The organism is Oceanobacter mangrovi, from assembly GCF_019740315.1.
Lineage (GTDB): Bacteria > Pseudomonadota > Gammaproteobacteria > Pseudomonadales > Oceanobacteraceae > Oceanobacter > Oceanobacter mangrovi.
Map to the genome: position 1 here is coordinate 73362 of NZ_JAHXZR010000008.1, position 14464 is coordinate 87825.

At 54.8% G+C, this 14464-nt stretch carries 10 protein-coding genes and 8 tRNA genes; 8 read left to right on the plus strand and 10 right to left on the minus strand.

Annotated features, from left to right (window positions below):
* Window positions 1-86: 86 nt before the first annotated feature.
* The 8 genes from K6123_RS16120 (at window position 87) to K6123_RS16155 (ending at window position 970) form a co-directional block, all read left to right on the plus strand.
* Window positions 87-162, plus strand: a tRNA-Val gene (locus K6123_RS16120).
* Between the two features lie 20 nt (window positions 163-182).
* Window positions 183-259, plus strand: a tRNA-Asp gene (locus K6123_RS16125).
* A 36-nt stretch (window positions 260-295) separates the two neighbouring features.
* A tRNA-Val gene (locus K6123_RS16130) sits at window positions 296-371 on the plus strand.
* A 53-nt stretch (window positions 372-424) separates the two neighbouring features.
* Window positions 425-501: transfer RNA gene (locus tag K6123_RS16135), tRNA-Asp, on the plus strand.
* A 37-nt stretch (window positions 502-538) separates the two neighbouring features.
* A tRNA-Val gene (locus K6123_RS16140) sits at window positions 539-614 on the plus strand.
* 53 nt (window positions 615-667) lie between these two features.
* Window positions 668-744, plus strand: a tRNA-Asp gene (locus K6123_RS16145).
* 35 nt (window positions 745-779) lie between these two features.
* Window positions 780-855 (plus strand) — tRNA-Val (locus K6123_RS16150).
* A 38-nt stretch (window positions 856-893) separates the two neighbouring features.
* Window positions 894-970: transfer RNA gene (locus tag K6123_RS16155), tRNA-Asp, on the plus strand.
* A 643-nt stretch (window positions 971-1613) separates the two neighbouring features.
* Here the strand turns inward: K6123_RS16155 and K6123_RS16160 are convergent.
* From K6123_RS16160 to K6123_RS16205, 10 genes are all read right to left on the minus strand, one after another.
* Entirely contained in the window at window positions 1614-2618 is a 1005-nt protein-coding gene (locus K6123_RS16160; protein WP_221799590.1) for an AraC family transcriptional regulator, read from the minus strand.
* A gap of 10 nt (window positions 2619-2628) precedes the next feature.
* The gene (locus tag K6123_RS16165) at window positions 2629-3438 is read right to left on the minus strand and encodes a hypothetical protein (protein WP_221799592.1); all 810 of its coding nucleotides are present in this window, start codon (window positions 3436-3438) and stop codon (window positions 2629-2631) included.
* Window positions 3439-3532: 94 nt separating this feature from the next.
* On the minus strand, window positions 3533-6013 hold the full coding sequence (locus K6123_RS16170; RefSeq protein ID WP_221799594.1) for an efflux RND transporter permease subunit: 2481 nt from the start codon (window positions 6011-6013) through the stop codon (window positions 3533-3535).
* Window positions 6014-6018: 5 nt separating this feature from the next.
* The gene (locus K6123_RS16175; RefSeq protein WP_221799596.1) at window positions 6019-7224 is read right to left on the minus strand and encodes a WD40/YVTN/BNR-like repeat-containing protein; all 1206 of its coding nucleotides are present in this window, start codon (window positions 7222-7224) and stop codon (window positions 6019-6021) included.
* Window positions 7225-7411: 187 nt separating this feature from the next.
* On the minus strand, window positions 7412-8692 hold the full coding sequence (locus tag K6123_RS16180) for a DUF1329 domain-containing protein (protein ID WP_221799598.1): 1281 nt from the start codon (window positions 8690-8692) through the stop codon (window positions 7412-7414).
* Between the two features lie 79 nt (window positions 8693-8771).
* Window positions 8772-11417 carry an aminopeptidase N gene (pepN, locus tag K6123_RS16185; protein ID WP_221799600.1) on the minus strand — a complete coding sequence of 882 codons (2646 nt, stop codon included), beginning with the start codon at window positions 11415-11417 and terminating at the stop codon, window positions 8772-8774.
* Window positions 11418-11485: 68 nt separating this feature from the next.
* Window positions 11486-12328 (minus strand): DUF2797 domain-containing protein, encoded by an 843-nt coding sequence (locus K6123_RS16190; protein WP_221799602.1) that lies wholly within the window; start codon window positions 12326-12328, stop codon window positions 11486-11488.
* Window positions 12329-12331: 3 nt separating this feature from the next.
* Window positions 12332-12595: a YeaC family protein gene (locus tag K6123_RS16195; RefSeq protein ID WP_221799604.1), complete on the minus strand. Its 264-nt coding sequence runs from the start codon at window positions 12593-12595 to the stop codon at window positions 12332-12334.
* Window positions 12596-12597: 2 nt separating this feature from the next.
* The gene (locus K6123_RS16200) at window positions 12598-13506 is read right to left on the minus strand and encodes a rhomboid family intramembrane serine protease (RefSeq protein WP_221799606.1); all 909 of its coding nucleotides are present in this window, start codon (window positions 13504-13506) and stop codon (window positions 12598-12600) included.
* Window positions 13506-14462: a metallophosphoesterase gene (locus tag K6123_RS16205; protein ID WP_221799608.1), complete on the minus strand. Its 957-nt coding sequence runs from the start codon at window positions 14460-14462 to the stop codon at window positions 13506-13508. The genes K6123_RS16200 and K6123_RS16205 overlap by 1 nt, the downstream gene beginning before the upstream one ends.
* Between the last annotated feature and the right edge of the window lie 2 nt (window positions 14463-14464).

Here is a 14464-nt window from a genome sequence, read left to right on the forward strand (position 1 = left end):
ACGCAAGTTACTGAAAAATTGAAAAAAATCGAAATAAAGGTTTGACATCAGAACGGCCATGCGTAGAATGCCCACTCGCTTTCAGGGGGTGATTAGCTCAGCTGGGAGAGCATCTGCCTTACAAGCAGAGGGTCGGCGGTTCGATCCCGTCATCACCCACCAGAAAGCAAGAATGAAAAGCTGGACTGGTAGTTCAGTTGGTTAGAATACCGGCCTGTCACGCCGGGGGTCGCGGGTTCGAGTCCCGTCCAGTCCGCCATCTTTTCGTTCAACTCATGCCAGTGAGTATAAACATGGGTGATTAGCTCAGCTGGGAGAGCATCTGCCTTACAAGCAGAGGGTCGGCGGTTCGATCCCGTCATCACCCACCAATCTTTTGATGTGATTGGTCTGGTAAAGTAAAACATCAAGCGAATAAAAAGCTGGACTGGTAGTTCAGTTGGTTAGAATACCGGCCTGTCACGCCGGGGGTCGCGGGTTCGAGTCCCGTCCAGTCCGCCATCTTTTTATTCAACTCATACCAATGAGTATAAATTATGGGTGATTAGCTCAGCTGGGAGAGCATCTGCCTTACAAGCAGAGGGTCGGCGGTTCGATCCCGTCATCACCCACCAACCTTTGATGTGGTTGATCTTTGTAGATAGAACATCAAGCAGAATGAAAAGCTGGACTGGTAGTTCAGTTGGTTAGAATACCGGCCTGTCACGCCGGGGGTCGCGGGTTCGAGTCCCGTCCAGTCCGCCATCTTTTCGTTCGACTCATCCAGTGAGTATAAATTTGGGTGATTAGCTCAGCTGGGAGAGCATCTGCCTTACAAGCAGAGGGTCGGCGGTTCGATCCCGTCATCACCCACCAATAATGATGTCTCTGTTCAGATAACATCATGACAATGTGGACTGGTAGTTCAGTTGGTTAGAATACCGGCCTGTCACGCCGGGGGTCGCGGGTTCGAGTCCCGTCCAGTCCGCCATCTTGTTTTAAAATCCCTGATTTAAAATCCCTGTTCTGTTTCTCTGGTTTTGGTTGGCTCACCGCGAGTCTGATGAATTCAAACCAGTCGATTCACACTGATCAAAATCCCCTGGTTTTTAAACCTTGCAAGCTCTTGCTGGGCAACTCTGCTTCTGCCCACCCTGCGCATCAGCCAATTGGGCTGGCCCAGAATCAAACACCTGTTTGCCATAACAGGTCATCTTCCCAACAAGCGCTCTGCAGTCTTGATTTGCATCAGCCAGCCAGCTCAGCAACAAAAGTCAGCTGATTTATCATAAAGCTGTGGTTTTTCCTTAACCTCGGTGTCACAGATGCTGCTTAAAGTCTGCCGAGGCTTGAAGGGAACCTAGGGGTTTCCAAATGGTCAAACCAAACAGTTTCAGTTTCAGAAAGGATTTCTGGCACAGTAACTGCTTTATAAAACATGAAATTACATAACTAAAATAAGCCTCTGAACATATCGATCAGAGTCGCAATGGGACCACACCGAGTGGTGGTTCTCGAGGAAAAGGAGAAGGACTATGTCTGACTATACAGATGAACTGCTGGATATTAACTACGAAGAATACGAAGAGTATGACGACGACGTCGATGACGCCGTTGAGATGTAAATAACCCGCCTACGACTGCCTTAGCTGGCGTGGTGTTTGATTCGTCCAACGTTTAAACGCCCGCTGGAAGGCAGTCGCCGATCCAAACCCCGTCAAATACGCAATTTCCCCAATCGCAAGGCCCGTTTCCCGCACATACGCCAGCGCCAGCTCTCGTCTGGTGTCATCCAGCACCGTTTGATAATTGGTAGATTCCGCAGCCAGCAGCCGTTTCAGCGTCCAGGGTGGCTTACCCAGCTGACGTGCAACTTCAGATAATTCCGGGGCATGACCAACCAGCAAGGGGCTCAGAGCCCGTGCGACCTGCTCGGCAACCGACAACCCCCGCCGTACCTTGTCCAGTTCCAGCTCCGCCTGCTCGACCAGCCAGCGATGACTGGATGCGCAACTTTGAGTCAGCATCTGCTCCAATGCGCCATCACGGAGCAACAGCGCATTCTGTCCAGCACCAAACACCACCGGACAATCAACAAAACGCGGATAATCCGCCTGATATTCAGGTGCCGGAAATTCAATCAGAATGGCTTCAATCAGGCTCTTGCCAGCCATTTGCTCAAGCAAGGTTTTCCAGCCCACCAGCACCAGATCCACAACAAAACGGTTGTAATCGTTATAGGGACTGATCGAATAGAAACACATACGGCCCTTGCCGCCTTCGACGACAAAGGCCGAGCGTCCGCGCGCATTAAAACTGCACAACAATTCATAACGCACCAGCGCCTCACAGGCGCTGCGCACGCTGGCCGCCGAGTGGGCAATCCAGCCCGCCAGTCCCATCACCGAAGGACCACTGAGAACCCCCATTTGCAGGCCCAGATACGGTGCCCGGGTGCTTTCAATCAGCTCATGGCCGACCCGCATAAATCTGGGGATACTGACCCGATTTCCCGGTAGTGCGAGCCGCTCAGGCGGCAGCTGATAAGCCTGCAACACGGCTGAGGGATCATAGCCAAGCTGACGCGCAGCCCTGGCCATCAACTCGACATAGCTGATTGAAATATCGCCCAGTTTCATCAGTCAGCAATCAGGCATCAAAGCCGCCCGAGGAAGAACCTGAGCGGCTGAAATCCGTTGTCTGATCAGACTCAGCCGCACCGCCCTGCCCCGGACCATCCGTAAATTCAGCCAGGAACTGATAAGCCAGCGACAGGGTTACCAGGCCCACCAGAGTGGCAACATAGGAAACAAATGAGCCGACAAACACCAGCAGCAATTGCTGTTGAGACATCAGCCAGATGGCTGGAATCATCATCACCAGCGGCAGAATCACCACCACAATCGCCATACGGCTGCCATTTCCCTTGCTCATTTGCCAGGCGCGGGCAAAGCTGGTTTCACGTCCCAGTGCAATTTCCGGCAACGTAATCATCAGCCGGGAAGCCACATAAATAGCCACCATGATACAGGCGACAACAGCGACAATCCCTTCGCTGCTCGGTGCCTTGCCTTCACTCAATGGCACCGCAATCATCATAAAGCCCGGTACCATGATCATTCCGGCGAACACACCAATCAGCATGCTCCGCAGCAGATAACGACGCTGTGGACGACCAAAAACCCCGGCACTGAACATTTGCTGCTGTGGGCACAAGGTCATCCGATGAGCGGCAGTCGCCACCACCACCGACAGCAGCATGTTAATCATGGAAATGGGTAAGCGACCGACACCGTCACCGAAAAACTGCCCGGCCACAACGTCCAGCAGCGTCATCAACAACAGAATCGGCAAAAAGCGCTGTAGCAGGATTTGTCGCTTCTGAATCACCAGCGCAATCGCTTCCTTGACCAGATCAACCACCGGCAGGTTGGTATCCAATCCCAACGGGCTTTTCATTAACACTCTCCAGACAATCAATTGGGCGGCCAGTATAACGTCATAACGCAAAGACCCGGCATAGGCCGGGTCTGCAGTTGCGTAACAGAACCGTTTATACCGCTGGCGGTACCTGTTCGTGAATACGCTCATGACGCTGGCGAATCTTCGGCAGGTTAAGCAGTAAACTGGCCAGCGCTGGCAATAGAATCAACGCCCCCAGCATGTTCCAGATAAACATAAAGGTCAGCAGCACGCCCATATCAGCCTGGAACTTGATCGGTGAGATCATCCAGGTGGCAACACCAATCGCCAGTGTCACGCCGGTGAAGCTCACCGCCTTGCCGGTTGAGCGCAAGGTTTGCAGATAGGCATCCCGCAGACTCAGGCCGCTGATGATCATGGCCTCCAGACGGGTATAGATGTAGATTCCGTAGTCCACACCGATACCTACCCCCAGTGCGATCACTGGCAGGGTGGCGACTTTCACCCCAATGCCCAGCCAGGTCATCAATGCCTGCCCCAGAATCGAGGTCAGTACCAATGGCAGCAGGATACAGGCCACCGCTGTCAGCGAACGGAAGGTCAGCATACAAAGAGCAAATACCACCACGTAAACAAAGATCAGCATGGTACCCTGGGCATCAGCAATGACCTGATTAGTCGCCGCCTCGATACCGGCATTACCAGACGCCAGCTGCAATCGCAGCGGCGCCCCCTTGAGTTCGCCATTGGCGATGGCTTCTTCAATGGCATCTGCTTTCATGCCGAAATACATGTCATCGACCTGATCATCGTACTGCGCCTTGAAGTCCTCAACCGCAGCGACCACCCCTTGCAGGGTTTCCGCCTTGTGGTCGTTGAGATAAATCACCACCGGTGTCATCGAACAATCCGAGTTGATCAGGCCAGTAGGAGCACGTTGAATCGAGGTGTTCAGGATGGTCTGGTTACGTGACAGTGCGTACCACTTGAGGTTGCCCTCGTTCATGGCCTTGGTAACCAGCTTGGAAACCGTCACCAGCGAGGCTGACGACTGCACCCCCGGCACATTGTCCATATGCCACATAAAGCGGTCGAGCACGTCCATCACCTTGAAGGTGTTACACATTTCCGCCGGGGTTTCGGCCATGATCACCAGCACATCCGAACTGGTTGAATAATGCGACACCATAAAGTCGTTATCGAGATTGTAACGGGAGTCCGCCCGCAGCTCAGGCGCGCCCTTGTCGAGATCACCAATTTGCAGGTTCAGGCCATAAACATAACCCACAGCCCCCATCGCAACGGCCACCAGCAACGCCGGAATCGCCAGCTTTTTCTCGGCAAACCCACTCAGCGCCTTCCACACCACGGGGTCGGCCTGCTCGGCTTTCTGGGCCTGACGAATGCCACTGGCACTGATGCCGAGGAACGACATCACAATCGGCAGCAACACCAGGTTGGTAACGATGATCATGGCAACACCAACAGACGCGGCAATCGCCAGCTCCTGAATCACGCCAATATCAATAAACAGCAGCGTCAGGAAACCCATCGCATCACTGAGTAACGCCAGCATGCCGGGAACGTACAAGCCACGGAAAGCCAGCCGGGCGGCCATTAACTTGTCGGCCCCATGACCGGATTGCAGCGCAATGCCGTTGATAATCTGCACCCCGTGGCTGATCCCGATAGCAAACACCAGGAATGGCACCAGCACTGAGTAGAGGTCAATACTGAAGCCCAGCAACGCCAGCGCACCCAGCTGCCAGACCACCGCAATCAGGGATGCAATCACCGGTACCAGGGTACCGCGCAAACAACGGGAATAGAGGTACAGCAGAATGGCGGTCATCACCATGGCCGCGAGGAAGAAATAACCGATAGAAACTGCGCCATCGAGCAGATCACCAAGTTTTTTTGGCGTACCGGTAATGTAGATTTTTACCGTGTCGCTGCTGTACTGGTCGCGGATTTTGGCTTCCAGCTGGTGCGACAGCTGCTGATAGTTAAGCTTTTCACCGGTTTCCGGATTGATTTCAACCAGCGGCACATCAATGATGCTGGAACCAAAATCGTTGGCGACCAGGCGGCCAACCTGACCGGATTTCAGCACATTCTCGCGTACCTGATCGAGACTCTGTGGACCACCATCGTAATCCGCCGGAATAACCGGCCCACCCTGAAAGCCTTCTTCCGTCACTTCTGTCCAGCGGGTGTTCGGCGTCCAGAGGGATTGCATGCCTGCCCGATCAACCCCGGCGATAAAAAATACATCGTCGTTGATCTTGCTGAGCGTCTTTAGATAGTGATCGTTGAAAATATCCGAGCCCACCGCTTCGACAGCAATTTTGACGTTGGCAACGCCACTCTGCATGTCATCCTTGTGCGTCAGATAATTCTGGATATAGGGGTGGTTCAGCGGAATGTATTTTTCAATGCTGGAATCGAGCCGGATCTGTGTCAGCCCCCAGGCAAATACCAGCGTCAGCAATACCAGAATGGTCAGCACCAGACCCCGATTGTGGAACAACACCCGCTCAAGCAGCGGCTCGGTTTCCGGCGACAGGATAAAGTGTTCGGGTTCACTCGAATAACGATGATTCTGACTCATGGTGATTATTTCTCCTGGCTGCCAGTGTCGGCCGCCAGCGAGCTGGCTTCTGCAGTGATGGTCCCGCCACTCATGGTGGCTGGCGGCAGCAATTGGGCTGCCTTGTTGACGAGCTGGATACCGGCTTCACCGGCCAGTACATAACCGTTTGACACAGCAATCACCGCCGCCAGGTTCTTGCGACCAGCAACCGTATCGATTTCCGGCTCAGACAGCAGCGGCTTGACCAGCGTACCGCCGTTCCCCACCAATACCGGATTACCATCGTCCAGCGTTGCCCCAATCAGGGTATCTTCGTTATCCAGCGCCAGCTCCTGCCAGCTGGCACCATCATCCTGCGAGTTGTACAAGTGGCCACGCAAGCCCATCAGCAGCAGTTTGTTACCGTAACCAAGAATGCCGAACAGCGAGCCTTCATAAGGCGACTCCAGCGACTGCCAGCTTTCACCAGCGTCATCAGAACTGAGCAACAGCCCCATTTCACCAACGATATACAGCTGGCCACTGGCGGTGATCGCAATAGCGTTTAAATGAGGGCGTTCAGACAGCGGCAAACGCGAGCTGAACTCAGTCCAGCTGTTGCCACCATCGTGGGTTTCAAACGCCATGCCGTAGGCACCAACGGCGTAACCGTTGGCAGCGTCGACAAACAGCACATCCAAAAGCGGCTTGGTCGAACCAATTTCAGCATCGTACTGGGCATCTTCGAGGGCAAAGGTGGCGTTTTCCACGGCGGCATCAGCATCTTCAATTGCCATATCGTCATCACCATCAGCGACTTCAGCCTGCAGTTCTTCTGCCTGTTCCAGCAAACTTTGCGAAGCCTCGATCATCGCCTTGTTGGCGGCATGACCATCAAATTGCAACTGCCATGACTGACCGCCGTCGGTACTGGCCAGAATCACACCGTCATGACCGGTGGCCCAACCGTGGCTGGCATCGGCAAACATCACAGAGGTCAGGGTAACGCGAACAGGCACAGCTGCCTGCTGCCAGCGGTTGCCCTGATCATCGGAATAAATAATGTTGCCGTAGGCGCCGACAGCGACCAGGCGGCCAGCAGATGTCTCGGCGATATCGAGCATTAATGCAGTTTGGGCTTTTTGGCTTGGCACCGCAGCAGACTGCAAGGGATCAACCCATTCTGCGCGTACCGTCGATACTCCACTGGCGAGTGCCAGACAGAGCAAAGTCGCCTTGATTACAGACATCAAGAACTCCGTTTATTATTGTTGGCAAAGACTCATGCCTGCAGCCGGGTTTTTGCCATTTAATGAGTTAAAGGAACAGGTCTATATCCTGAAAGTTTTGCATAGTCTCATGCTGCCGCCACTTTGCCAACTTGCGGCCCAATACTTACTCACTTCCCGACAAAAATATGACCTGAGACACGCTTTATCAGTTAATCATTTTGTAAAGCAAATCAAGACTACCGGAAACCGGCTCAATAATCAGCGTTGCCACCGGTAGCACCGCCGGAATTCGATAGTCGTTGACCAATACGTTTAGCCCGACCCGCACCAGTTCGCCATCCTTGTCGTAAAAATCCGCCTGGGTTATCTGCCAGCTGTCTTCATCAATGTAATAGACGCGTTTGCTGTATTGGTTCTGACGCCCCTTGCGCAGCGAACCATCAATCACCCACACCCGGTGCTTTTCAAATCTCAGTCCGCCCAGCCCGGCCAGTTCAACCGGATCCGGTAAATGACTGGCGTACTGATAGTTATTATAAGGAACCAGCATTTCCTGTTTGCCCAGCAGCAGCCAGTAATAGTCACCCGGTAACAGACTGAACAGTTCGACGTCATCCTTACTGCGCAGTTCGGTATCCCAGTTTTCCGGCCAGTCTCCAAGACCGGCTGTTTTGAGCTCAGGCTGAGCCCCCATCGTGAGCGTTTGTTGCCAGACCCGGCCAGACGGGTTATCGGCAGCCATTTCAGCCATGCCGCCAGACTCAGATGCAGTGGAATCCTGCTGCCAGCGACGACTCATCAACAAACGACCAGCCGACTCCAGTGAGGTTTTCATCATCAGCTCGTCACAACCCGGATGACAGCCCATTCCGGCCAGGTAATAGGGCCACAGCTCTTCCACCTGCCAGTCAAGCCGCTGTTGTTGGCCATTGATGACCTGCCATTCAACCACCTTGCCAAGCCAGCGCTCTCCACGCCAGCTGAGCCACTGGTTCCACAACACATCTTCAGCGCTTTGGGGAATCGGAAAAGGAATCGCACCAGCCGTGTAGAGAATACCTCCACCCAGATTCTTCTCGGCACGCAGCAAATTACGATAGGCCTGTTCATAAATCCGATCGGGCGCAGCCGCGCTGCGATGGGTCGGAAAAACGCGAATATAACGACGGCCATCCACCAGCAAGCGTCCCAATCCGGCGCTGAGCTGGCCAATGAAAGCCGCCATATTATTGCGGTCAATGGTGATGAGCTGGGATTCTGCTTCGTAGGGGTCGATCAACTCACCGCTGAAACCTGGTGGTGGCAAACGCACCCCACCCCGCCAGGGGGGAATGCCGGTGACACTGGCTGCCCGCTCAGCTCCGACCGGCGTCAGATCGGTCGTGAGCCGGTCAGCCTGTTGTTGCCGCTGTTGCAGCAGCTGTTCCGACAGCGAAGCAGACCAGACGGCTGGCGTGCCGAGCGATAAGCAGACGGCTGCCAGCATCGCCAGCAGCCGTGTGCGCCTTAGGTGTCTGCGAGACACAAGGCGTTTGAGAGGCAAATACAATCTCTGCAACGCCTGCTTATTGCAGGCTCTTGCTGACAACCTCATAAACGTCGCGAGACAGCTGAGGTTCATCGGCAATGCGCTGCAACTCGGCCTGCATCAGTGCAGACAAGGCTGGCACCAGTCGACGCCACTTGGTCAACGGGGTAATCAGCCGTGAAGCAATCTGCGGATTGGAAGCATTCAGACGGATAATGGCATCCGCCAACAGCTTGTAACCGGAACCGTCAGTGGCGTGGAAATGACGCAGTGCCTGATTGGCGAACGCCCCCAGCACAGAACGAATCTTGTTAGGGTTACGCCAGTCGAAGGCTTCGTGCTCCAGCAAGCCTTGCACCCGTTGCAAACTGCCAATTTCGGACGAACCACTCTGCACCGACAGCCACTGGTTAACCACCAGCGGATCGTTCTTCCATTGCTGGTAGAAGGCATCAAGGGTTTGTTGCGCCAGCTCGTCATCACCACTGTTGGCCAACGCCATCAGCGCTGCCATCTGGTCGGTCATGTTATCGGTCTTGCTGAACTGGCTGACGGCCTGACGCAAACCGGCATCAGAAGCCAGGCTCCAGTAGTACAGCGCCAGATTTTTCAGTGCCCGGGCTGCCATTTGCTGTGGTTCTGGCTGATATTCGGCATCGGATTTCAGCCGCTGATAACAGGCCGCGAACTGCTCGCTGAGCGCCATTGCCACGGCCAGACGTACACGCTGACGACCAAGATGAATCGCATGAGGATCTACTTCGTCAACGAATTCGGCCACATAGGCTTCCGATGGCAGGGTCAGCAGATAGCTCACCATGGCCGGATCAAGAGACTGATCCGCCAGCAGTTCAGACAATACGGTCTGAGCCTCTGTCGACAGTTCAAATTCGTCCTTGCGAGCCTGCAGAATCCAGCCCAGCATCAGTTGCTGACCGGCATCCCAACGGTTGAAACCGTCAGAGTCATGTTTCAGACGGAACAGCAATTCCTGCTCAGATTGCTCGAAGTTGACCTTCACAGGCGCCGAGAAATCACGGAACAGCGATAGCACCGGTTTCTCAGTCAGTCCAGAGAACACAAAGGTCTGCTCAGCTTCGGTGAAGTGCAGCACCTGACTGGATGCCGTCCAGCTTTCCAGCCCCTGAGAGTCTTTGGCCGGGCTGACGTTGACGGTCATGTCGTTACCAGCGGAGTCAATCAGGCCCAGCTGCACCGGAATCCACATCGGCTGCTTGCCAGTTTGTCCCGGTGTATCCGGACACTGCTGACGCAGGGTCAGATACAGTGCCTGCTCATCGGCACGGTATTCAGCACTGGCGCTGACAACCGGCGTGCCTGCCTGCTTGTACCACAGCTTGAAGCGGGTCAAGTCAACACCGTTGGCATCTTCCATCGCCGACACAAAGTCATAAATGGTCACGGCCTGACCGTCATGGCGTTCAAAATACAGGTCCGAGCCTTTGCGGAAACCGTCGGCACCAAGGATCTTGTGGATCATGCCAACCACTTCAGCGCCTTTTTCATAAATGGTCACTGTGTAGAAGTTGGAGATTTCAATAAAGGAATCCGGCTGTACAGGATGCGCCATCGGGCCGCCGTCTTCAGCAAACTGCACGGTGCGCAGAATACGGGCGTCTTCAATCCGCTTGACGGTTGCCGAGTTCATATCGGCCGAGAAACCGGCGTCACGGAAGACGGTGAAACCTTCTTTCAGGCTCAACTGGAACCAGTCGCGGCAGGTCACCCGGTTACCGGACCAGTTGTGGAAATATTCGTGCGCAACAATGGACTCAATACGCTGGTAGGCGGCGTCGGTCGCAGTGGCCGGATTGGCCAGCACGCAGGAAGAGTTGAAGATATTCAGACCCTTGTTTTCCATCGCCCCCATGTTGAAGTCGTCTACTGCGACGATCATGAAAATATCCAGATCGTATTCGCGACCATAGACTTCTTCATCCCAGCGCATCGAGCGCTTGAGGGCGTCCAGAGCGTAGTCGGTCTTGTCGATGTTCTGTGGCTCAACAAAGATTTTCAGCTTCACCTCACGACCATTCATGGTGGTGAAGCTGTCTTCCTTGCTGAGCAGATCCCCGGCAACCAGCGCAAACAGGTAGGCTGGCTTGCGGTGCGGGTCCTGCCAGGTCACCTTGCGACGGCCATCATCGAGAGTGATGTCGGATGTGCAGTTGCCGTTCGACAGCATCACCGGATACAGGCTGCCATCGGCAATGATGTGAGTAGTAAACACCGACATCACGTCCGGGCGGTCGAGGTAATAGGTAATACGACGGAAGCCTTCAGCCTCACACTGGGTGCAGTACATGCCGCCGGAACGGTACAAGCCCTCCAGCGCGGTGTTCTGGGCCGGATAGATACGGGTCACGATGGTCAGCGTGTGCTGGCTGCCCAGCCCGCTCAGCGTCAGGCTTTCCTCATCCTGCTGATAAGCGTCGGCGGCAACAGCCGCACCGTCAATCGCCACACTGACCAGCTCCAGCTGTTGGCCATCCAGCCGCAGCGAACCGGAAGCAGGCAGATTGCCATTGGCTTCGATCATCAGGGTTGAGGTAACCAGCGTTGCCTCCTCGTACAGTTCAAAGCTCAGTTCGGTACTGCTGATCCAGTAATCCGGCTGACGGTAGTCCTGCAGATAGATGGCTTGTGGTTGGGCATCACGCATAAAAATGTTCCTTCTGGACTGTGGCCCCGGTGTAGCCACCGGGAGGCTCAGATTCGTTCCGTAACTTGTTACAGCTGGTGCAGTGCAACCTGGTAACTGGTGTACTTGCGCAGGTTGATTACGCCGGTATCAAGGATCAGGTATTGCCCCTTGATTCCCATTAACCGCCCCTGTACCTCGGCGGTTTTATCAAGATTATGACTGCTTACCTTGGTTGGGTATTCCAGCACAGGGTAATGAAAAGTATGAGACAGCTGGTCGACACCGATCAATTGAACAACCGCATCGGCACCGTGTTCAGCGTTCAGGGCCGCCAACGGCTCAGCAAATTGCTGCAGCAAGGCGTCCCGTTCGGCCGCCAGATCCAGCTCCGCCACCGAGCCTTTCAGCATCGCCCGCCAGTTGGTTTTGTCAGCTATCTTGCTGCGCAGCAGATCTTCTACCAAACCGGCCAGCCGACGGGTTTTGACTCTGGCAATCGCCAGCCCCTGCACCGCCCCCTGATCAAGCCAGCGGGTCGGTAACTGGGTCGCCCGGGTAATACCGACCTTGAGGCCTGAGGAGTTGGCCAGATAGACATAATGCGGCTGAAAGCAAACATCTTCTGCCCACTGTGGCTCCCGGCACGTACCAAGATGAAAGTGGCATTTTTCTGGGCTCATCATGCAGCTGTCACACTGCGCCAGCTTGCTGAAACAGGGGTAACAATAACCCTGGCCAAAACTCTTTTTGGTGTTGCGGCCGCAGGCACAGCACTGGATTGCCCCTTGCCAGGCCAGTAACAGTTGCTGACCTAACAAGGCGTTCATATCAACCTGTTGGTCAGCCAGTTCCAGCCGGTAACGGACCTCGCCATTGTCATTGGCGGTGGCGACCATCTTGCTGAGGCCGCCGCTTGCTATCAAGGTCATAAATTACTGGATCGTCAGAGGCTTTGGTTCATCGTCACGGCCAATCTTGTCAACATTGCCAGAAGCGCAGGCGCCGCCGACGTAACCAACCCGTTCATCAAATGGCACATCCGCAGCGACTTCATAATGCAGAATGGCTTCCAGGCACAGCTCGCGCTGGCCTTCTTTCAGGGCCTGGCCATTGGGCCACTTGCCCAGCGCCACGGCGTTTTTCAGATTTTCGTAGACTTCCGGAGTCATCGACTGGATCAGATCTTCTAGAGTCATGGTCAACCTCGGTCCTGGTCGTTGGAGTCCGGATCATTGGCATCCGGACGGGAAAATGATTGTTTGGCAGCGATCAGCTGTCGTTCATGCAGGCTCAGTGGCCATACCCAGGCCATCAGCAGGCCGCATACAAGGCCTCCCAAATGGGCGCTGTTGGCTGTGCCAGACAAGCCGGGAATGATACTGTCTCCGGCCATGGTCAGCAGCAAGAATCCCGCCATCAGAGGCAACAGCATTCTGGGAATCGGATACGGCACACCGCGCTGATACTGACGCCAGCCAATCCAGCCCATCAGACCATAGGTCACGCCAGACAGCCCGCCAAAGCCAGGTCCACTCACCCACCACTGGGCCAGGTTGCCTACCAGAGCTGTAATCAGGGTTAACAGCAGCAACCGCCAGACACCGTCCTGGCGTTCCAGCGCGCGGCCGAGAATCCACCACCACATGGTGTTAAACACCAGATGCATCAGGGAAAAATGCAGCACCGTCGGCTTCAGCCACCCCAACAAGCCAACATGTAAATAAGCGGCCAACGAGTTTTTATGCTGTGGCCACAAGCCCAACCCGGGCTGGGCCCAGTCGTACCAGAAATGACTGACCTGCATATAGGCAAAGACCGCCACCAAGACGACGGCGACCGCCAGTGTAAAGGGAGTCTGCAACATCGACAGCAGATAATGGCTGGCTGATCCCTGACGAGCCAACGAATGCTCAACCTGTTGCAGGTCACCGGTCTGCCACTGCTGTAACCAGACCCGCACCTTGGCGACATCCGCCGCGTCAGCGAGATACAAATGTTGCTTGCCTTCCACTTCGATAACCCGATGGGCGATGCGATTGGCCCACAACTGTTGGGTGAGTGGCGCCAGATCCACATCCGGGGGCGCCACCAGAACAAGTACGGACATTAACGCTCTTTTTGCTCCACTCGAACCCAGGTGAACTTGCTGGGTTGTAATTGCTGTTCAAGATCCATGCGATAGGCCACCAGGCGGCCATATTTCACGGCACTGTAATCAAGACATGCCAGATTTGGGGCAATCGGGGAAGGAATGCCTGACATCCAGTAGTGACCAAAAAACAGCGGTTTTTCTTCCGGGCCATAGAATAAAAGCTGGGCTTTTTCGGCATCCGACAGCAATGAGTAGTGCAAATCCGGTGGTAGTGGGTCGGGCTGGAAAATCACATCGCTGTAGCGCTTGGGATCTTCTTGCCAGAACTTGGTGCGGAAAAACTGCCGCACAAAACCGTCTCGGGCGGTCATTGAACGGCCCTCTGGCAACTTCAGTGAAGTGCCCCGCAAGGTGCGGTCGAGGAAACGGTACAGGAAGGTGCTGGTATCGACCGACTCTACCACCAGATCGTGATCGAGCTGGTTACCGCCATAACGGGCGATGTATTCGTCGATCATCTGTTGATCCCAGCTGGCATGCACCACCCGGAAATGGTCGTAATCCATGAATAACGGCCGTTCGAGGAACCAAGCCAGCATCTCGTTGAGCTCGGCGGGATGATTGGCAAATTGCTCCAGCGTGGCTTCAACAATGCGGGTGTTGCGCTTGGTATGCTCACGCAAATAGGCCCGGCGCATTCCGGCAGGTGCGGGAGTGCAGTAGGTAATCAGATTGTATTCGTGATTGCCCATCAGCATTTCTGCTTCCCCGGCATCCACCATGGTGCGGACGATCTCACAGGCTTCGCGAATATGGGGGCCACGATCAACAATATCGCCGACAAACACCACCTTGCGACGCGGGTGGCGATAAACACCATGCTGCTTGCGGTAGCCCATCTGTTCCAGCAGTTTGATCAGCGTATCGCCGCAACCGTGGATATCACCGATCAGGTCGTATCCCTGATGCATAC

Bases quoted from the DNA above. Each gene is read 5' to 3' on its own strand.
- K6123_RS16160 (WP_221799590.1), bottom strand. From the start codon at position 2,618: ATGAAACTGGGCGATATTTCAATCAGCTATGTCGAGTTGATGGCCAGG.
- K6123_RS16165 (WP_221799592.1), bottom strand. From the start codon at position 3,438: ATGAAAAGCCCGTTGGGATTGGATACCAACCTGCCGGTGGTTGATCTG.
- K6123_RS16170 (WP_221799594.1), bottom strand. From the start codon at position 6,013: ATGAGTCAGAATCATCGTTATTCGAGTGAACCCGAACACTTTATCCTG.
- K6123_RS16175 (WP_221799596.1), bottom strand. From the start codon at position 7,224: ATGTCTGTAATCAAGGCGACTTTGCTCTGTCTGGCACTCGCCAGTGGA.
- K6123_RS16180 (WP_221799598.1), bottom strand. From the start codon at position 8,692: ATGCTGGCAGCCGTCTGCTTATCGCTCGGCACGCCAGCCGTCTGGTCT.
- pepN (WP_221799600.1), bottom strand. From the start codon at position 11,417: ATGCGTGATGCCCAACCACAAGCCATCTATCTGCAGGACTACCGTCAG.
- K6123_RS16190 (WP_221799602.1), bottom strand. From the start codon at position 12,328: ATGACCTTGATAGCAAGCGGCGGCCTCAGCAAGATGGTCGCCACCGCC.
- K6123_RS16195 (WP_221799604.1), bottom strand. From the start codon at position 12,595: ATGACTCTAGAAGATCTGATCCAGTCGATGACTCCGGAAGTCTACGAA.
- K6123_RS16200 (WP_221799606.1), bottom strand. From the start codon at position 13,506: ATGTCCGTACTTGTTCTGGTGGCGCCCCCGGATGTGGATCTGGCGCCA.
- K6123_RS16205 (WP_221799608.1), bottom strand. From the start codon at position 14,462: ATGCATCAGGGATACGACCTGATCGGTGATATCCACGGTTGCGGCGAT.